The organism is Enterobacter cloacae complex sp. S2 (assembly GCF_015159675.1).
GTDB classification, from domain to species: Bacteria; Pseudomonadota; Gammaproteobacteria; order Enterobacterales; family Enterobacteriaceae; genus Enterobacter; species Enterobacter intestinihominis.
This window is the reverse complement of sequence record NZ_JADDTS010000001.1, coordinates 42,696-61,149: the sequence shown is the minus strand read 5'-3', so window position 1 is coordinate 61,149 and position 18,454 is coordinate 42,696. Positions and strand designations below refer to the sequence as shown.

General features: G+C 55.7%; 13 protein-coding genes. 9 read left to right on the top strand and 4 right to left on the bottom strand.

Annotated features, from left to right (window positions below; all coding sequences use genetic code 11):
• A complete protein-coding gene (locus tag IPZ49_RS00285; RefSeq protein ID WP_063146477.1) occupies positions 1-1,146 on the top strand; it encodes a glycerate kinase in 1,146 nt (381 codons plus the stop codon).
• 50 nt (positions 1,147-1,196) lie between these two features.
• On the opposite strand, the gene barA is transcribed toward IPZ49_RS00285, so the two are convergent.
• Entirely contained in the window at positions 1,197-3,956 is a 2,760-nt protein-coding gene (gene barA / locus IPZ49_RS00280; protein ID WP_022649206.1) for a two-component sensor histidine kinase BarA, read from the bottom strand.
• Between the two features lie 57 nt (positions 3,957-4,013).
• On the opposite strand from barA, the gene rlmD reads away from it, so the two are divergent.
• From rlmD to eno, 5 genes are all read left to right on the top strand, one after another.
• A complete protein-coding gene (gene rlmD / locus IPZ49_RS00275) occupies positions 4,014-5,312 on the top strand; it encodes a 23S rRNA (uracil(1939)-C(5))-methyltransferase RlmD (protein WP_063146476.1) in 1,299 nt (432 codons plus the stop codon).
• A gap of 51 nt (positions 5,313-5,363) precedes the next feature.
• A complete protein-coding gene (gene relA / locus IPZ49_RS00270; RefSeq protein WP_022649204.1) occupies positions 5,364-7,595 on the top strand; it encodes a GTP diphosphokinase in 2,232 nt (743 codons plus the stop codon).
• 66 nt (positions 7,596-7,661) lie between these two features.
• The gene (gene mazG / locus IPZ49_RS00265; RefSeq protein ID WP_063146474.1) at positions 7,662-8,453 is read left to right on the top strand and encodes a nucleoside triphosphate pyrophosphohydrolase; all 792 of its coding nucleotides are present in this window, start codon (positions 7,662-7,664) and stop codon (positions 8,451-8,453) included.
• A 223-nt stretch (positions 8,454-8,676) separates the two neighbouring features.
• Positions 8,677-10,314 (top strand): glutamine hydrolyzing CTP synthase, encoded by a 1,638-nt coding sequence (gene pyrG, locus IPZ49_RS00260; RefSeq protein ID WP_022649202.1) that lies wholly within the window; start codon positions 8,677-8,679, stop codon positions 10,312-10,314.
• A gap of 82 nt (positions 10,315-10,396) precedes the next feature.
• Positions 10,397-11,695, top strand: coding sequence for a phosphopyruvate hydratase (gene eno, locus IPZ49_RS00255; RefSeq protein WP_022649201.1), 1,299 nt, complete (start codon positions 10,397-10,399; stop codon positions 11,693-11,695).
• A 52-nt stretch (positions 11,696-11,747) separates the two neighbouring features.
• Here the strand turns inward: eno and IPZ49_RS00250 are convergent, their stop codons facing one another.
• The gene (locus IPZ49_RS00250; protein WP_015571725.1) at positions 11,748-12,572 is read right to left on the bottom strand and encodes a MurR/RpiR family transcriptional regulator; all 825 of its coding nucleotides are present in this window, start codon (positions 12,570-12,572) and stop codon (positions 11,748-11,750) included.
• A gap of 166 nt (positions 12,573-12,738) precedes the next feature.
• On the opposite strand from IPZ49_RS00250, the gene IPZ49_RS00245 reads away from it, so the two are divergent.
• The 3 genes from IPZ49_RS00245 to queE are packed head-to-tail and all read left to right on the top strand — an operon-like array spanning position 12,739 to position 15,731.
• Positions 12,739-14,298 (top strand): maltose/glucose-specific PTS transporter subunit IIC, encoded by a 1,560-nt coding sequence (locus IPZ49_RS00245; protein ID WP_063146506.1) that lies wholly within the window; start codon positions 12,739-12,741, stop codon positions 14,296-14,298.
• Positions 14,298-15,005 (top strand): N-acetylmannosamine-6-phosphate 2-epimerase, encoded by a 708-nt coding sequence (locus IPZ49_RS00240; RefSeq protein WP_023298492.1) that lies wholly within the window; start codon positions 14,298-14,300, stop codon positions 15,003-15,005. The genes IPZ49_RS00245 and IPZ49_RS00240 overlap by 1 nt, the downstream gene beginning before the upstream one ends.
• 54 nt (positions 15,006-15,059) lie before the next feature.
• Complete coding sequence (gene queE / locus IPZ49_RS00235; protein ID WP_006811780.1) at positions 15,060-15,731, top strand: 7-carboxy-7-deazaguanine synthase QueE; 672 nt, start codon at positions 15,060-15,062, stop codon at positions 15,729-15,731.
• A 17-nt stretch (positions 15,732-15,748) separates the two neighbouring features.
• On the opposite strand, the gene IPZ49_RS00230 is transcribed toward queE, so the two are convergent.
• On the bottom strand, positions 15,749-17,146 hold the full coding sequence (locus IPZ49_RS00230) for an MFS transporter (protein WP_063146473.1): 1,398 nt from the start codon (positions 17,144-17,146) through the stop codon (positions 15,749-15,751).
• A 27-nt stretch (positions 17,147-17,173) separates the two neighbouring features.
• Positions 17,174-18,343 (bottom strand): M20 aminoacylase family protein, encoded by a 1,170-nt coding sequence (locus IPZ49_RS00225; RefSeq protein WP_063146472.1) that lies wholly within the window; start codon positions 18,341-18,343, stop codon positions 17,174-17,176.
• Positions 18,344-18,454: the final 111 nt, after the last annotated feature.

Here is an 18,454-nt window from a genome sequence, read left to right as displayed (position 1 = left end):
ATGAAAATTGTTATCGCTCCGGACTCGTATAAGGAAAGCTTGAGCGCGCTGGAGGTGGCGACAGCGATAGAGATCGGTTTTCGCGAAATTTTCCCCTCGGCGGAGTACGTCAAATTACCGGTTGCCGATGGTGGCGAAGGGACGGTGGAAGCTATGGTTGCAGCCACCCATGGGCGTCTTGTCCATGTTCCCGTTACCGGGCCTTTGGGAGAACGCGTGGAAGGGTTTTTCGGGTTATCCGGAGACGGGAAAAGCGCGTTTATCGAGATGGCGGCCGCGAGTGGTCTGGAGCTTGTTGCTCCTGCAAAGCGTAACCCGTTAATCACCACCTCGTGGGGGACCGGGGAACTGATCCGTCATGCGCTGGATGCGGGCGTTAAGCATATCATTATTGGCATTGGAGGCAGCGCGACCAATGACGGTGGCGCAGGCATGGTGCAGGCGCTGGGCGTAAAACTGCTGGATGCGAAAGCACAGCCCGTTGGGCCGGGCGGCGGCGAACTGGCAAGCCTTGCGCAGATCGATCTTAGTGGGCTGGATGAGCGGCTGGCAGACTGTCGAATTGAAGTGGCCTGCGATGTGACCAACCCCCTGATTGGCGAGACTGGCGCTTCTGCGGTATTCGGTCCGCAGAAAGGGGCGACGCCGGAGATGGTCAGGACGCTGGACAACGCGCTTGCGCATTACGCAAACATTATCGCCAGGGATCTGGACATTGACGTCTTAAACCTGGCGGGGGGCGGAGCAGCTGGCGGAATGGGGGCGGCGCTGTATGCATTTTGCGGGGCACAGCTTCGTCGGGGGATTGAGATTGTCACCGATGCCCTGCATCTCGATGAACAGGTCGCGGACGCCGATCTGGTGATCACGGGCGAAGGGCGTATCGACAGCCAGACGATCCACGGCAAAGTGCCCGTTGGCGTGGCGAGAGTCGCGAAACGCTATAACAAACCGGTTATCGGCATTGCCGGCAGCCTGACGACGGATGTTGGCGTGGTGCACGAGCACGGACTGGATGCGGTATTCAGCGTGATTTACACCATCTGCTCGCTGGAGGATGCGCTGGAAAATGCGCAACAGAATGTACAGATGGCCGCAAGGAATATTGCGGCGGTGATTAAGGTGGGACAGGGGATGTCGCGTTAACGTTCGTGCTCCTGTAGGCCCGGTAAGCGAAGCGCCACCGGGCTTTTGTCTTAGCTTCCCAACACCTTCATCGCTTCCCGCGTCACGTTGTCCATCTCGTCCAGCAGCTCCAGAAACTCCGGCTCAAGATCGGATTCTGGCGTACCCGCGCGGAGCTGCTGTTCAAGCAACTGGCAGAGATTTTTCAACCGCGGCACGCCGCTGTAGCCGCAGCTACCGTGCAGTTTATGGATGGCCTCCAGCAGCCCTTCAGGGTTTTCGCCCACCAGCTGTTCTTCAACCTTGTTACGGATCTCAGGCAGGAAGTCCACCAGCATTTGCAGCATATCGCGGGCCAGATCGGCTTTGCCTGCTGCCTGGCGCAGCGCCAGTTGCCAGTCAAACGTGGCATTCTGGTTAACGCTGATTTCCGGCGATTCAGCTGAAATGGTGTACGTCCCGCCAATGTGCCCCGGTTTGTAGCGCAGCAGCAGGCTGTGCAGCTTCTCTTCATCGATCGGTTTCGCCAGATAATCGTTCATGCCCGCACCCAGCAGTTTCTCTTTTTGTCCCGCCATCGCGTGCGCCGTCACGGCAATCACCGGCGTCTGCTGCTGGTGCGGAAGCTGACGAATTAATTCGCAGGCGCGGATGCCATCCATGCCCGGCATCTGAATATCCATCAGGATCAGGTCAAACTGCATCTGTTTGGCTTGTTCTACGGCTTCGGCGCCGCTGGTACACAGTTCAACGTGCTGAACCTGATCCTCAAGCAGCACGCCAATCAGCTTAAGGTTTGCCGGGTTATCATCCACGGCCATCACCGTCATCGGCAGCTTATGTTCGTCGTTTTCCAGCGGCAGGGACTGATGCGTCAGACGGCAATATTCGGTCAACGCAGGTAACAGCCGTGTGGCGGTGAGGGGTTTCAGCAGACATGCCGCCGCCCCGTCGTTTTTAAGCTCTTCGGCGTTGATTTGGGCGTGGCACGGCAGAGCCAGCAGCAGGTAGTCCGTCATTGAGGCCGCCTTTGCCAGCCGTTCCTGCTGCATGGTCAGTTCTCCGGTAAATGTCACCGGAATCCCCAGCAAAAGAATATCGTAATGATCGTTCGCCAGCGCGGAGAAGGTCGGGCTGTAGACCACCTCCAGCGGCGTGCTGCTTAATACATCCAGCGTACACTGCGCCGCGGCGGCGTTCGGTTCCACATAGGCCAGACGCATCCCTTTCAGGCAGTCGGTGACCGGACCGTCGGTTTGCACGTTCGGATTAAGATCAAGATTGATATGGAACCAGAAGGTCGAGCCCCGGTTAGGCTGGCTGTGGAAGGAGATATCGCCTCCCATCTCTTTCACCAGCTTTTGGGTGATCACCAGACCCAGGCCCGTTCCGCCGTGACGACGGGAAATGCTCGCATCGGCCTGGCGGAACGCCTGGAACAGACGCGACTGATCGCGCTCCGGAATGCCGATGCCGGTATCCCGGATCTGAACTTCAATCTGGACCTTATTATTACTGAGCGCCCTTTTTTCGACCAGAATGTCGATGTTGCCGCTCTCGGTGAACTTAATCGCGTTGCCCACCAGATTGGTGATGACCTGTTGCAGGCGCAGCGGGTCGCCAATGACGTTATCCGGTACGTCATTTTTGATATTGAGCGTCAGTTCCAGCCCCTTATCATGCGAGGAGTGGGCGAGAAGCGTGACCACGTCATCCAGTGTGCTGCGCAGCGGGAAGGGGATACTCTCCAGAATCAGCTTGCCCGCTTCCAGCTTCGAGAAGTCCAGTACGTCGTTAATAATGGTCAGCAGGTTGTTGGCTGAGCGTTCAATGGTATGCAGGTGGTCACGCTGGGTCGGGTTGAGCTCGCTTTTGAGCGTCAGACGGGTGAAGCCAATCACCCCGTTCAGCGGCGTGCGCAGCTCATGTGACATGTTTGCCAGGAACTCAGACTTAATACGGGCCGCCTCCTGAGCGCGTTTTTTCGCCAGATCCAGCTCCACGTTCTGGATCTCCATCTGCTCCAGCGTTTCGCGCAGGTCAGAGGTGGCCTGGTCAACGTTGTGCTGCATCTCTTCGTGATAAGCCGCCAGCGACATCGCCATTGAGTTGATGCCGTTTTTCAGCATATCCAGCTCGCCGAGCATGAAGCCTTCCACGCGGCTGTCCAGCTGACCCCGGCGGATCCGGTCAACGGTATTCACCATGTTACGGATAGGCCCCGTGACGTCGCGCATCAGCCGCCAGCCGAAGATCAACGCGATGCCGATACAGAACAGCATCATCACGCCGGAGATGAATATTTCTTTGTACTGCTGGAGCCGCACCGACTTGAGATCCAGCTCCAGCGCCACATATCCCAGCATATTATTGCTGGACTTCGCATCGGACTGGGCGGATTCGTCGGGTGAATAGCTTTCTGAGATAATCGGCGTGCGCAGGATCATGATATCGCCGCGCCGCAGGACCGTGAGATGACGCGGGAAAGGGGTACCTTCCGGGATTTTCAGCGACGTGGGATCCAGATGGAAATTCGAGGTGACGAAAAGACGGTTATGCTCATCGTAAACGGAAATGGCGCGCACAATCTCTGAATGACGGCGGTGCAGCACGCTGATTAACTGACCAATGGATTCACGGTTTTGCAGGTTCATACCGTACTCGCTGGAGACGGCCAGCGGTTCGATAATGCTGGCCCCGGCATCTTCAAGCTGTCTCTGCAAATCGTTATAGCGATGCACCACAAAGAAAATGCTCAGCAGCAAACCGATGAGAACGGTAGGAGCGAGGATCAAAATCATCATGCGCGCGCGCAGGCTGTAGTTGGTCATGGAGTTCCGTTATGGGACAATCAGGCTAATTATGTTTATTTGAGAACAATCTCGGCGATGGCGCAATTCTACTCTGCAAAACGACGCGTGACGACGCGTCAGATCATAACTGTTGAAGCCTCTGACCTCGATCCTTTTGGACAGGGGGTAGCGCGTCACAACGGTAAGACACTGTTTATCACAGGTTTGCTGCCAGGAGAACGCGCAGATATTACGCTGACGGAAGACAAACGCCAGTATGCGCGCGGCCAGGTCAAGCGCCGTCTTAATGATAGCCCGGAGCGCGTGACGCCTCGCTGCCCCCATTTTGGCGTTTGCGGAGGCTGTCAGCAACAGCATGCCAGCACAGAATTACAGCAAAAAAGTAAAAGCAACGCGCTGGCCCGCCTGCTAAAACATGACGTCAGTGACATCGTTGCTGACCAGCCGTGGGGCTACCGTCGCCGCGCTCGCCTGAGTCTAAGCTACCAGCCAAAAACTGAACGGCTGGAGATGGGGTTTCGCAAAGCCAGCTCCAGCGATATCGTCTCCATCACGCAATGCCCTGTTTTGGTGCCCCAACTTGAGGCGCTGCTCCCGGCCGTGCACCACTGTCTTGCATCGCTGGATGGTGTGCGTTCGCTGGGCCATGTCGAACTGGTGCTGGCCAACGGCGGCCCGCTGATGGTGCTGCGCCACACCGCACCGCTGTCCAGGGCAGATCGCGAAAAACTGGAACGCTTTTCGCATTCTCATGAGCTTGCGCTTTTCCTCGCGCCGCAAAGCGAGATACTTGAGCAGGTTAGCGGAGACGCGCCCTGGTATGCGTCAGACGGGCTACGCTTAACGTTCAGCCCGCGGGATTTTATCCAGGTCAATGACGGCGTGAACCAGCAGATGGTGGCGAACGCGCTGGCGTGGCTTGACGTCCAGCCCACCGATCGGGTGCTCGATCTGTTCTGCGGTATGGGTAACTTTACCCTGCCGCTGGCCCGCAAAGCAGCAAGCGTGGTCGGGGTGGAAGGCGTTGAGGCGCTGGTGGCGAAAGGCCAGGAGAACGCCCAACAGAACGGCTTGCAAAATGTGACATTCTTTCATCAAAATCTTGAGGATGATGTTACTCAGCAACCGTGGGCTAAGCAGGGCTTTGATAAGATCCTGCTCGATCCGGCGCGCGCAGGTGCACCGGGCGTGATGCAGCATATAATTAAACTCGCGCCTGAACGCGTGGTCTATGTTTCCTGTAACCCGGCGACGCTGGCCCGTGACAGCGAAGCATTATTGAGCGGGGGTTACCAGATTCGGCGTCTGGCAATGCTGGACATGTTCCCGCACACTGGACATCTGGAATCAATGGTGTTGTTCGAGCACATCTAATGAGTTTGGCTTGTCGACTTCGACAGGCCCTTGTCCCTAAAGGAGAGGACGATGGTTGCGGTAAGAAGTGCACATTTAAATAAAGCTGGTGAGTTTGACCCTCAAAAATGGATCGCAAGTCTGGGGATTTCCAGCCAGCAGTCGTGTGAACGCTTAACCGAAACCTGGGCCTATTGTTTACGCACAACGCAGGGGCATCCGGACGCTGAACTGCTGTTGTGGCGCGGCGTGGAGATGGTTGAAATTCTCTCCATGCTTAACATGGATATCGAAACGCTACAGGCCGCACTGCTGTTCCCACTGGCAGATGCTAACGTGGTGACGGAAGACGTGCTGCGTGAAAGCGTCGGCCAGTCCGTCGTGGCGCTCATCCACGGCGTGCGTGATATGGCCGCCATCCGTCAACTGAAAGCCGCGCAAACGGATTCTGTCTCTTCCGAGCAGGTGGATAACGTCCGCCGCATGCTGCTGGCGATGGTGGATGATTTTCGCTGCGTGGTGATCAAGCTGGCCGAACGGGTTGCCCATCTGCGCGAAGTGAAGGATGCGCCGGAAGACGAGCGCGTCCTGGCCGCCAAAGAGTGTACGAATATCTATGCGCCGCTGGCGAACCGTCTGGGTATCGGGCAACTGAAGTGGGAGCTGGAAGATTACTGCTTCCGCTATCTGCATCCGGCGGAATACAAACGCATTGCAAAATTGCTGCACGAACGCCGCATCGACCGCGAGCACTATATCGAGGAATTTGTCAGCGGGCTGCGCCAGTCGATGAAAGAGGAGAATGTGCGCGCCGAGGTCTACGGGCGTCCGAAGCACATCTACAGCATCTGGCGCAAAATGCAGAAGAAACACCTCGCCTTTGACGAGCTGTTTGACGTGCGCGCCGTGCGTATCGTGGCGGAGCGTCTCCAGGACTGCTACGCCGCGCTGGGGATAGTACATACTCACTTCCGCCATCTGCCGGATGAGTTCGATGACTACGTCGCGAACCCCAAACCGAATGGCTATCAGTCCATCCACACCGTGGTGCTTGGCCCCGGCGGCAAAACTGTGGAAATTCAGATCCGTACTAAACAGATGCACGAAGACGCCGAACTGGGCGTCGCCGCGCACTGGAAGTACAAAGAAGGCACTTCCGGCGGCGCGCGCTCCGGACACGAGGACCGTATCGCCTGGCTGCGTAAGCTGATTGCGTGGCAGGAAGAGATGGCCGACTCCGGCGAAATGCTCGACGAAGTGCGCAGTCAGGTCTTCGACGATCGCGTCTACGTCTTTACCCCGAAAGGGGATGTGGTTGATCTGCCGGCAGGCTCTACGCCGCTCGATTTCGCCTACCACATTCACAGCGACGTGGGGCACCGTTGCATCGGGGCGAAGATCGGCGGACGTATCGTACCGTTTACCTACCAGCTACAGATGGGCGACCAGATTGAAATCATCACCCAGAAGCAGCCAAACCCAAGCCGCGACTGGCTGAATCCAAACCTCGGTTACGTGACCACCAGCCGCGGGCGCTCTAAAATTCACGCCTGGTTCCGCAAGCAGGATCGTGACAAGAATATCCTTGCCGGTCGTCAGATCCTTGACGACGAGCTGGAGCATATCGGGATAAACCTGAAAGAGGCGGAGAAGTTCCTGCTGCCGCGCTACAACTTCAACGAGCTCGACGAACTGTTAGCGGCGATTGGCGGCGGCGATATCCGCCTGAACCAGATGGTGAACTTCCTGCAAGCGCAGTTCAACAAGCCAAGCGCGGCAGAGCAGGATGCGGCAGCGCTGAAACAGCTCCAGCAGAAAACCTACGCTCCGCAGCAGCGCAGCAAGGACAATGGCCGCGTGGTGGTTGAAGGGGTGGGTAACCTCATGCACCATATTGCCCGCTGCTGCCAGCCGATACCGGGTGACGATATTGTCGGCTTTATCACCCAGGGGCGCGGGATCTCAATTCACCGCTCCGACTGTGATCAGCTTGCTGAGCTGCAATCGCATGCGCCGGAACGTATCGTGGAAGCCGTCTGGGGTGAAAGCTACTCCGCTGGCTACTCGCTGGTGGTGCGCGTCACTGCCAACGACCGCAGTGGCCTGCTGCGCGACATCACCACCATTCTCGCCAACGAGAAGGTCAACGTGTTGGGCGTTGCCAGCCGCAGCGATACCCGCGAGCAGCTTGCCACCATCGATATGACCATCGAAATCTATAACCTGCAGGTGCTGGGCCGGGTGCTCGGTAAACTGAACCAGGTGCCGGATGTGATTGACGCGCGTCGTCTGCACGGCGGCTGAACATCCTCTTCTGTAGGCCGGGTAAGGCAACGCTGCCACCCGGCATTTTGACATCAGGACAGAACTATGACTCAAATCGACCGCCTGCTTGGCATCATGAAACGCCTGCGCGACCCGGAAAACGGCTGCCCGTGGGATAAAGAGCTGACTTTCGCCACCATTGCGCCTTACACGCTGGAAGAGACCTACGAAGTGCTGGATGCGATTTCGCGCGAAGATTTCGACGACCTGCGCGGTGAGCTGGGCGACCTGCTGTTCCAGGTGGTGTTCTACGCACAGATGGCGCAGGAAGAGGGGCGCTTTAACTTTGACGACATCTGCGCCGCTATCAGCGACAAGCTGGAGCGCCGTCATCCGCATATCTTTGGCGATGCCTCCGCAGGCAACAGTGCGGAAGTGCTGGCGCGCTGGGAGCAGATCAAAAGCGCCGAACGCGCTGAAAAATCCCAGCACTCGGCGCTGGACGACATTCCCCTGAACCTTCCTGCGCTGATGCGCGCGCACAAAATTCAAAAGCGCTGCTCGGCGGTAGGGTTTGACTGGACCTCTCTCGGCCCGGTGCTGGAAAAAGTGCACGAAGAGATCGACGAAGTGATGCATGAAGCGCAGCAGGCCGTTGTGGATGAAGCAAAGCTGGAAGAGGAGATGGGCGATCTGCTGTTCGCGACCGTCAACCTTTCTCGCCACCTCGGTGTAAAAGCGGAAACCGCCCTGCAAAAAGCGAACATCAAATTCGAACGTCGCTTCCGCGAAGTTGAGCGCATTGTGGCCTCGCGCGGCCTGGAAATGAGCGGCATTGACCTCGAGGCGATGGAAGAAGTCTGGCAGGAAGTAAAACGCCAGGAACATGATCTCTAACGAAATTTTGCGATCAAGCGCAATTTGTGTGATTTTTTAAATGACAAGCGCTTGATTTGCGTCAAAAACATTTACCCAAAAGGGGCTATTTTCTCACTCCTTATGTTTGTCATGGCCTGGGAAGGAGACGGAGAATGAAAGTTTGTGGCGCTCGTCGTGTTCGGGTATACTACTTTCCCGTCCTGGTTATTCCATCGTTTCACCCTAACTTCTCAGGTTCAGCATGACAACGAACTATATTTTTGTGACCGGCGGGGTCGTATCCTCTCTGGGTAAAGGCATTGCCGCAGCCTCCCTCGCAGCCATTCTTGAAGCCCGTGGCCTCAATGTGACCATGATGAAACTGGATCCGTACATCAACGTCGATCCAGGCACCATGAGCCCAACCCAACACGGGGAAGTGTTCGTTACTGAAGACGGCGCTGAAACCGATCTGGATCTTGGCCACTACGAGCGTTTCATCCGTACCAAAATGACCCGTCGTAACAACTTTACGACTGGCCGTATCTACTCTGACGTTCTGCGTAAAGAGCGCCGTGGTGACTACCTGGGCGCGACCGTGCAGGTCATCCCACACATCACTAACGCCATCAAAGAGCGTGTCCTTGCCGGTGGCGAAGGGCATGACGTTGTGCTGGTTGAAATCGGCGGTACCGTAGGGGATATCGAATCCCTGCCGTTCCTCGAAGCGATTCGTCAGCTGGCGGTAGATATTGGTCGTGAGAACGCGCTGTTCATGCACCTGACGCTGGTGCCTTACATGGCGGCAGCAGGTGAAGTGAAAACCAAACCGACTCAGCACTCTGTTAAAGAGCTGCTCTCCATCGGTATTCAGCCTGATATCCTGGTTTGCCGTTCCGATCGCGCGATTCCGGCGAACGAACGCGCGAAAATTGCATTGTTCTGTAACGTGCCTGAAAAAGCCGTTATTTCAATGAAAGACGTCGATTCCATTTATAAAATCCCGGGCCTGTTGAAATCACAGGGTCTGGACGATTATATTTGTAAACGATTCAGCTTGAACTGTCCGGAAGCTAACCTGTCTGAATGGGAGCAGGTGATTTACGAAGAAGCCAATCCGGGCGGCGAAGTGACTATCGGTATGGTCGGCAAGTATATTGAACTGCCGGACGCCTATAAGTCAGTTATCGAGGCGCTGAAGCACGGTGGTCTGAAGAATCGCGTCTCTGTGAACATCAAGCTGATTGATTCGCAGGATGTTGAAACGCGCGGCGTTGAAATTCTCAAAGATCTGGATGCGATTCTCATCCCTGGCGGTTTCGGCTACCGTGGTGTTGAAGGCAAGATCGCCACTGCACGCTATGCGCGTGAAAACAATATTCCATACCTCGGCATCTGCCTGGGTATGCAGGTTGCGCTGATTGAATTTGCGCGCAACGTAGCGGGAATGGAAAACGCGAACTCTACGGAATTTGTGCCAGACTGTAAGTACCCTGTCGTGGCGCTGATTACGGAATGGCGCGACGAAGACGGTAACGTCGAAGTCCGTACCGAGAAGAGCGATCTGGGTGGCACCATGCGTCTTGGCGCACAGGCCTGCCAGCTGTCAGACGATAGCGTGGTTCGCAAGCTGTACGGCGAGCCGGTGATTACCGAGCGCCATCGTCACCGCTATGAAGTCAACAACATGTTGTTGAAACAAATTGAAGCTGCAGGTCTGCGTGTTGCAGGCCGTTCCGGGGATGATCAGTTAGTCGAGATCATCGAAGTGCCAAACCATCCGTGGTTCGTGGCCTGCCAATTCCACCCGGAATTTACTTCAACGCCGCGTGACGGGCATCCGCTGTTTGCAGGCTTCGTGAAAGCCGCCAGCGAGTACCAGAAGCGTCAGGCGAAGTAAAAAAAGTTAGAACGGCAACGCGTACCCCTGGTACGCGTTGTTTGTCTGGAGTTTTAGTTTAACTTGTACTGAGGAAAATCTAATGTCCAAAATCGTTAAAGTCATCGGTCGTGAAATCATCGACTCCCGTGGTAACCCGACCGTTGAAGCCGAAGTTCATCTGGAAGGTGGTTTCGTCGGTATGGCTGCTGCTCCATCAGGCGCATCTACAGGTTCCCGCGAAGCGCTGGAACTGCGTGATGGCGACAAATCCCGTTTCATGGGCAAAGGCGTACTGAAAGCGGTTGGCGCTGTTAACGGTCCTATTGCTCAGGCTATCGTTGGCAAAGATGCCAAAGATCAGGCTGGCATCGACAAGATCATGATCGATCTGGACGGTACTGAAAACAAATCTAACTTCGGTGCGAACGCAATCCTGGCAGTTTCCCTGGCGAACGCCAAAGCAGCTGCTGCTGCTAAAGGTATGCCACTGTTCGAGCACATCGCTGAACTGAACGGCACCCCAGGCAAATACTCCATGCCTGTACCAATGATGAACATCATCAACGGTGGTGAGCACGCAGACAACAACGTTGATATTCAGGAATTCATGATTCAGCCTGTTGGCGCGAAATCCCTGAAAGAAGCGGTGCGTATGGGTTCTGAAGTGTTCCACAACCTGGCTAAAGTTCTGAAAGCTAAAGGTATGAACACTGCTGTTGGTGACGAAGGTGGCTACGCGCCAAACTTGGGTTCTAACGCAGAAGCGCTGGCTGTTATCGCTGAAGCGGTTAAAGCAGCAGGCTACGAGCTGGGCAAAGACATCACCCTGGCGATGGACTGTGCAGCATCTGAATTCTACAAAGACGGTAAATACGTTCTGGCTGGCGAAGGCAACAAAGCGTTCACCTCCGAAGAGTTCACCCACTTCCTGGAAGACCTGACCAAACAGTACCCAATCGTTTCTATCGAAGACGGTCTGGACGAGTCTGACTGGGATGGTTTCGCATACCAGACCAAAGTACTGGGCGACAAAATCCAGCTGGTTGGTGACGATCTGTTCGTAACCAACACCAAGATCCTGAAAGAAGGCATCGAGAAAGGCATCGTTAACTCCATCCTGATCAAATTCAACCAGATCGGTTCTCTGACCGAAACGCTGGCTGCGATCAAAATGGCGAAAGACGCTGGCTACACCGCTGTTATCTCTCACCGTTCTGGCGAAACTGAAGACGCTACCATCGCTGACCTGGCTGTGGGTACCGCTGCTGGCCAGATCAAAACCGGTTCTATGAGCCGTTCTGACCGTGTTGCTAAATACAACCAGCTGATTCGTATCGAAGAAGCGCTGGGCGAAAAAGCACCTTACAACGGTCGTAAAGAGATCAAAGGCCAGGCATAAGCCTGAACTTTCGTTCTTATGAAAAAACCCGCTTCGGCGGGTTTTTTGTTTTCTATAGCAGAAGCGGCAGCGTGGCGCTGGCCGTTTGCTGGCTTACGTCACCGTAATGGCTGTCTACTGCAATAAGGGAAGTGGTAAGCAGTTCAACCAGCAGCATCACGCCAACCTTGGCATTGAGCGCACCCGCGCTCAGCGGTCCCTCGGGCTTGGCTGCAACCAGCTGTAAATCGCTCAGGGAGGCCAGCGGGCTGCGGGGTGTATTGCTGAGCGCCAGTACCTTAACGCCACGCTTGCGGGCGAGTTTCACCACGTGAAGCAGATCCCGTGTAGAGCCAGAACTTGAGATGGCCACCACCAGCGTCTCTTTTGAGAGCGTCGTCGCATTCATGGCGGCGCGATGCATATCGCTAAACAGCTGTGCAGGTTTGCCGAGTCGCAGCAGCTTGTAATGCAAATACTCCCCCAGAATCGCGCTGGCCGCCACCCCGTAAATTTGCACTGATTGCGCCTGATGCAGGGCCAGTGTCGCCTGTTCAAGCTGGGCCCGGTCGAGGAGTTTTGCGGTATCTTGCAGCGCCTGGACAGACTCATCCACCACGTTATCTATCGCATCTCCTGCCTGACGCTCTGGCAAACCCTGCTGAATGTCCAGCGCAAGCGCCATTTTAAATTCGTTATATCCCTTACAGCCCAGCGTGCGGCAAAGGCGTGTGACGCTGGCCTCGCTGGTGCCGCTTTCACGCGCCAGCTCGGTGATCGTCAGGTAGAGCACCCTGGCAGGATCGTTGAGAACAAACTCCCCCAGTTTTTGTTGCGTTGGGCTGTACCCGGAAGCCTCCTGGCGTAGCTTCAGCAGCAGGTTTTCATGGTCCGACATGCTAGATCCTTAATGCGTTTCTCTGCCAACTAGTGTGGCGGAAAGCGGGGGAGAGATGCCAGTCATTTCGAAAAAGTATGATCGGCGTCCTGGTTTTTGGTGGTAATTTTCACAATTAAAATTATATGTGGTAAAAATTTTCATCAACAACCAGGGGGATAATAAAATGATGCAAATGTTCAGCGGAGCGTCTTCCGGCGGATGGTTTGAAAAAGCGCAGCGCTTTGGCAAATCCTTTATGTTACCTATCGCCATACTGCCCGCAGCAGGTCTGTTGTTGGGGATCGGCGGGGCGCTATCGAATCCGAATACGCTTACCGCGTATCCATTTTTAGACGTTGGCTGGCTACAGGCCATATTTACCATCATGAGCAGTGCAGGCTCGATTGTGTTCGCAAACCTGTCGGTACTGTTTGCTGTTGGGGTCGCCGTTGGGCTGGCAAAAAATGATAAAGGTACGGCAGGGCTGGCGGCATTACTCGCTTATCTGGTGATGAATGCCACTATCAATGCGCTGCTGATCCTGACCGGAAAACTGGCGTATGAGAACCCGGGCGCCGTAGGGCAGGGCATGACGCTGGGTATTCAGACGCTTGAAACGGGCGTGTTTGGTGGGGTCGTTATTGGGCTTGTGACCTGCGCACTGCATCATCGGTTTAATAAAATCGCGCTTCCGCAATTCCTGGGCTTTTTTGGCGGCTCACGCTTCGTACCCATTATCAGCTCACTGGCGGCGATACTCGTCGGCGCGCTGATGACCGTGGTCTGGCCGCATTTTCAGAAGCTGATCTTTGGCCTTGGCGGTCTGGTGGATGCCACCGGCTATCTGGGAACATTGCTGTACGGCTTCATCCTGCGCATGCTTGGCCCGTTTGGCCTGCACCACATCTTTTATCTGCCGTTCTGGACCACCGCGCTTGGCGGCAGTGAAATTGTTAACGGTCACCTGGTTGAGGGCACGCAGCGGATCTTCTTTGCTCAGCTCGCGGACCCGAACACCCAGCACTTCTATGAGGGCACGTCGCGCTTCATGTCCGGGCGCTTTATTACGATGATGTTTGGCCTGCTGGGCGCCTGCCTGGCGATGTACCACACGGCTAAACCCGAGAACAAGAAGCGCGTAGCCGGGCTGCTGCTGTCAGCGGCGTTAACCTCTTTCCTGACGGGCATTACCGAGCCCATCGAGTTCTCATTCCTGTTTATTGCGCCGGTGCTGTACGTCATTCATGCGCTGTTTGACGGGCTGGCGTTTATGCTCGCGCACATGCTGCATATCACCATCGGGCAAACTTTCTCCGGCGGGTTTATTGATTTCGTGCTGTTCGGCATTTTGCAGGGTGAAGCGAAAACTAACTGGATGTTCGTCCCGCTGGTAGGCGTACCGTGGTTCTTCCTTTACTACTGTACTTTCCGCTATCTGATTAAACGTTTTGATTTTGCCACGCCGGGCCGTGAAAAGGAGGCGTTGGCTGACGAGGCTACCATGCCGCAAAGCGAGCGTGCCGCGGCGGTGATCGCCGGATTGGGTGGAAGAGACAATCTGGATGACGTTGACTGCTGCGCCACGCGTCTTCGCGTCACGGTGAAAGACGGTAGCAAAGTCAATGAAGCAGCACTGAAAGCGACCGGCGCGCGCGGCGTTATCGTCCGCGGCAACGGTGTCCAGGTCATCTATGGCCCGCACGTCACCCTTATCAAAAACGAAGTGGAAGAGATCTTATCGTAATGAAAACTGTACTGGATAACCTGAAAGGAAAACTGGTCGTCTCCTGCCAGGCGCTGGAAAATGAACCGCTGCACAGCCCGTTTATTATGTCGCGAATGGCGCTGGCGGCAGCCCAGGGCGGTGCCGCTGCGATCCGCGCCAATAGCGTGGTGGATATCAAGGCTATCAAAGGGCTGGTCTCACTGCCGGTCATCGGCATCATCAAACGGGACTATCCGGATAGCGAGGTGTTTATCACCGCGACGCTCAAAGAAGTGGATGAGCTGATGGCGGTCGCCCCGGACATCGTTGCGCTGGATGCGACCGCCCGGAAACGGCCCGGTGGCGTATCGCTGGACATGCTGATCGCGCAGATCCGCACCCGTTACCCTTCGCTGCTGCTGATGGCGGATATTGCCACCGTGCAGGAGGCCGTGACCGCGCAGGCGCTGGGGTTTGATTGTGTCGGAACCACCCTTTACGGTTATACGGCAGAGACCGCGGGCCATTCGCTACCGGAAAATGACTGCGCGTTTTTGAAAGAGGTGCTGTCTGCCGTCACGATCCCCGTGATTGCCGAAGGTAACGTGGATACCCCCGATCGCGCGGCCAGGTGTCTGGAGTTGGGGGCGCATACGGTTGTCGTCGGCGGGGCGATCACCCGACCGCAGCAAATTACGGAACGGTTTATGGCGGCAATTGGCGCGCAAAGCACCGATGGAGCATGATCATCTGACGGGGATCTGCGATACTTATCGTTTATTCCCTTAACAGAGTTGACTATGCAGTACCCGATTAACGAGATGTTCCAGACCCTGCAAGGCGAGGGTTACTTTACCGGCGTTCCCGCTATCTTTATTCGTTTACAGGGATGCCCGGTTGGCTGCGCCTGGTGTGATACCAAACATACGTGGGATAAGCTCGCAGATCGGGAAGTGTCGCTGTTCAGCATTCTGGCTAAAACCAAAGAGAGCGATAAATGGGGCGCGGGCAGCGCGGAAGATCTGCTTGCCATTATTGGTCGTCAGGGCTGGACGGCGCGGCATGTGGTGATCACCGGCGGGGAACCCTGCATTCACGATTTGATGCCCCTCACCGAACTGCTCGAGAAGAATGGCTATAGCTGTCAGATCGAAACCAGCGGTACCCATGAAGTGCGCTGCTCCCATTCAACGTGGGTAACGGTTTCACCGAAAGTGAATATGCGCGGCGGTTATGACGTACTGTCGCAGGCGCTTGAGCGTGCGGATGAGATCAAACATCCGGTGGGGCGCGTGCGTGACATCGAAGCGCTGGATGAACTGCTGGCGACGCTGACGGATGAGAAGCAGCGCGTGATCGCGCTACAGCCTATCAGCCAGAAAGACGATGCAACCCGTCTGTGCATTGAAACCTGTATCGCCCGCAACTGGCGCCTGTCGATGCAGACGCACAAATATCTGAACATTGCCTGATACTTTTGTGGCCCCGCTTAACGCGGGGCTTTTGTTGTTGGCAGTAAAGCCCAGGTCACGACTGCCGACCCAAGGCAAATCGCACTGTTGAACAGCAAGGCATACTGCGCGGCACTGGCCGTTCCCATCGGCAGCCATAGGGCGTACAGCGATGCGGTGACCGCGATCCCCATTGCGCCGCCCAGGGAACTGCCCATCTTATAGATCCCTGAAGCCACCCCCACTTTGTTTTCAGGGGCATTCATTACCGCCGTGTCCGTTGAGGGCGTGGCGTAACATCCGAGCCCCAGCCCGAATAAAATATTGCTCAGAAAGACGGTGACAATGTAGACCTCTTTGCTTAAGAAGGTGCATGAAATCAGCGTAATACCTGTTGCGGTCAGCAGCGGGCCGGTCATCATCGGCAGCCTGGCGCCATAGCGCTGAAGCAGTTTTTCACCCACCCGGATCATCGCCAGTACGGTAACCAGATACCCCAGCGTCATCGTGCCGGTCTGTAGCGGTGACAGATGATGGCCTTGCTGCAACCAGATGCTGGCGATCATCATGGTGCCAATGCAGCCGTTGAGCAGGAAATTTGAGAATACCGAGGCGCTATAGGCACGGTTTTTAAACAGGGCGAAATCGATCAATGCCGCATCGCCCTTCCGCCGCCCGGTAACGACAAAGCACATCAGTGCAATCACGGCTCCACACAGTACAAGAAGCGATAAACTGCTGCTCCAGCCCCAGCTGTGTCCTTTGCTGATAAACAGATTGAACAGCACCAGCATAAGGACAAAACTCACCAGGCCGCTGATATCCAGCTTGTGTCGACACGCATCAGGGCTGCGGCTTTCCGGCGTGGCGCGGATAAGCAATAGCGCGACCAGAGCCACCACTATCGACAAAATAAAAATCCAGCGCCAGCCCAGCGTGGTGGCGATGGCGCCTCCCACAAACGAGCTCAGGCCACTCCCGCCCCATGAACCAATAACCCAGAAGCTGATTGCGCGCTGGCGTGCTTTCCCTTCATACCAGGTCTTAATCAGCGCCAGCGTGGCGGGCATGATGCAGGCCGCGGATAGCCCCTGTATCGCTCTTCCCAACAGAAACAGGACGGGCTCCCATGAAATGAACAGCAGACCGCTTCCGATTATGCTCAAAATCAGGCCTGTCATGGTCAGGCGCATGCGCCCAAACTTATCGGCAAACCCACCGCAGGCTACGACAAAACAGCCGCTAAACAACGCGCTCAGGCTGACGGCCAGCGTAAGGGTTTCGAGGGCAATGTCGAGGCTATTCTGCATGGCCGGAACCACGTTGATAACCGACTGGGCAAACAGCCAGAAGGTCAGAACGCTCATGACGATACCCGCCAGCAGCCGATCGTTACCGGCGTAGGCGGATGCGTCTGTCAGGGAAACGGTACTCATAATGCAGCCCTCCCGGGAAGGTGCGAATCAGCGCAGATAGTGTTCGGTCAGTGCGGCCCACAGCGCCGCGCCGGTGAGGAGAATAGTGTCGTTAAAGTCGTAGCCCGGGTTATGCACCATGCAGCGGTCAGGCTCATCGCCAGCGCCAAGGGTGAAATAACAGCCATTGGGATTTTTCTCGAGCATGAACGCAAAGTCCTCGCTGCCCATAAACGCATTCACCTCCGTGACGGAATCCTGACCGAACAGATCGGTGGCGACGCTGCGCACCATCTCATTGGCTTGCGGATTGTTTTTCAGTACCGGGCTGCCATTAATGTGTCGAATGGTAGCCGTGGCATTGAAACTTTCCGCCTGCGCAACGGCGATATCATGGATGCGTTGTAGCACGGTTTGCCGCACGCTTTCATCCAGCGTGCGCACGGTAAGTTTCATCAATACTTTGTCGTTGATGATGTTGGGGGCATGTCCGGCCTGAATACTGCCTACGGTAACGACGGCAGGCTGAAAAGGGGTGATATTGCGCGAAACAATGGACTGCAAAGCGATAGTGATATGACAGGCAACCAGGGTGGCGTCTACGGTATGTTCTGGCACCGCACCGTGACCTCCCACGCCGTTAACCTCAATATGAAGGGTGTCCGAAGAGGCCATCATGGCGCCATCGCGTAGACCAATTTTTCCGACGGGCTGTGACGGCATATTGTGCAGACCAAAAATGTGGTCGCAGGGGAACAGGTCAAACAAACCGTCCTCTACCATAACGCGTCCGCCATACAGAAGTTCTTCCGCGGGCTGAAAAATAAGGTGCAGCGTGCCGTTAAAATTGCGGGTGCGTGCCAGGTACTCCGCTGCATACAGGAGCGTTGTGGTGTGGCCGTCATGGCCGCAGCCGTGGAATTTACCCTCAACGGTACTGCTCCAGGCCTTGCCGCTGTTTTCCTGCATAGGCAGCGCATCCATGTCGGCGCGCAGACCCAGGCGTTTAGGCCCGTTACCCACCTTCAGTGTGCCGACCACACCGGTTTTCGCCAGGCCGCGATGAACCTCATATCCCCATTCCTCAAGCAACGCCGCAACGCGATCGCTCGTATTGTGCTCCTCAAAACCAATTTCAGGATGCTGATGAAAATTGCGACGTAATTCAGTGAACTGGGCCTCTTTGCCGCGCAGAGCTTCGATAATTGGATGTGTCATTTTTGTTATCCTTTTTATGCCAAACGGTGATAATTTCGAGTCTATGACGATCGCACTGCCAGAAAATGCATTTTTTTGTTGTAAAGCGACGGTTTTGTTTTGATTGTTTTT

Excerpts from the sequence above, each read along its gene's own strand:
- IPZ49_RS00285 (WP_063146477.1), top strand. The coding sequence starts at position 1 with ATGAAAATTGTTATCGCTCCGGACTCGTATAAGGAAAGCTTGAGCGCG.
- barA (WP_022649206.1), bottom strand. The coding sequence starts at position 3,956 with ATGACCAACTACAGCCTGCGCGCGCGCATGATGATTTTGATCCTCGCT.
- rlmD (WP_063146476.1), top strand. The coding sequence starts at position 4,014 with ATGGCGCAATTCTACTCTGCAAAACGACGCGTGACGACGCGTCAGATC.
- relA (WP_022649204.1), top strand. The coding sequence starts at position 5,364 with ATGGTTGCGGTAAGAAGTGCACATTTAAATAAAGCTGGTGAGTTTGAC.
- mazG (WP_063146474.1), top strand. The coding sequence starts at position 7,662 with ATGACTCAAATCGACCGCCTGCTTGGCATCATGAAACGCCTGCGCGAC.
- pyrG (WP_022649202.1), top strand. The coding sequence starts at position 8,677 with ATGACAACGAACTATATTTTTGTGACCGGCGGGGTCGTATCCTCTCTG.
- eno (WP_022649201.1), top strand. The coding sequence starts at position 10,397 with ATGTCCAAAATCGTTAAAGTCATCGGTCGTGAAATCATCGACTCCCGT.
- IPZ49_RS00250 (WP_015571725.1), bottom strand. The coding sequence starts at position 12,572 with ATGTCGGACCATGAAAACCTGCTGCTGAAGCTACGCCAGGAGGCTTCC.
- IPZ49_RS00245 (WP_063146506.1), top strand. The coding sequence starts at position 12,739 with ATGATGCAAATGTTCAGCGGAGCGTCTTCCGGCGGATGGTTTGAAAAA.
- IPZ49_RS00240 (WP_023298492.1), top strand. The coding sequence starts at position 14,298 with ATGAAAACTGTACTGGATAACCTGAAAGGAAAACTGGTCGTCTCCTGC.
- queE (WP_006811780.1), top strand. The coding sequence starts at position 15,060 with ATGCAGTACCCGATTAACGAGATGTTCCAGACCCTGCAAGGCGAGGGT.
- IPZ49_RS00230 (WP_063146473.1), bottom strand. The coding sequence starts at position 17,146 with ATGAGTACCGTTTCCCTGACAGACGCATCCGCCTACGCCGGTAACGAT.
- IPZ49_RS00225 (WP_063146472.1), bottom strand. The coding sequence starts at position 18,343 with ATGACACATCCAATTATCGAAGCTCTGCGCGGCAAAGAGGCCCAGTTC.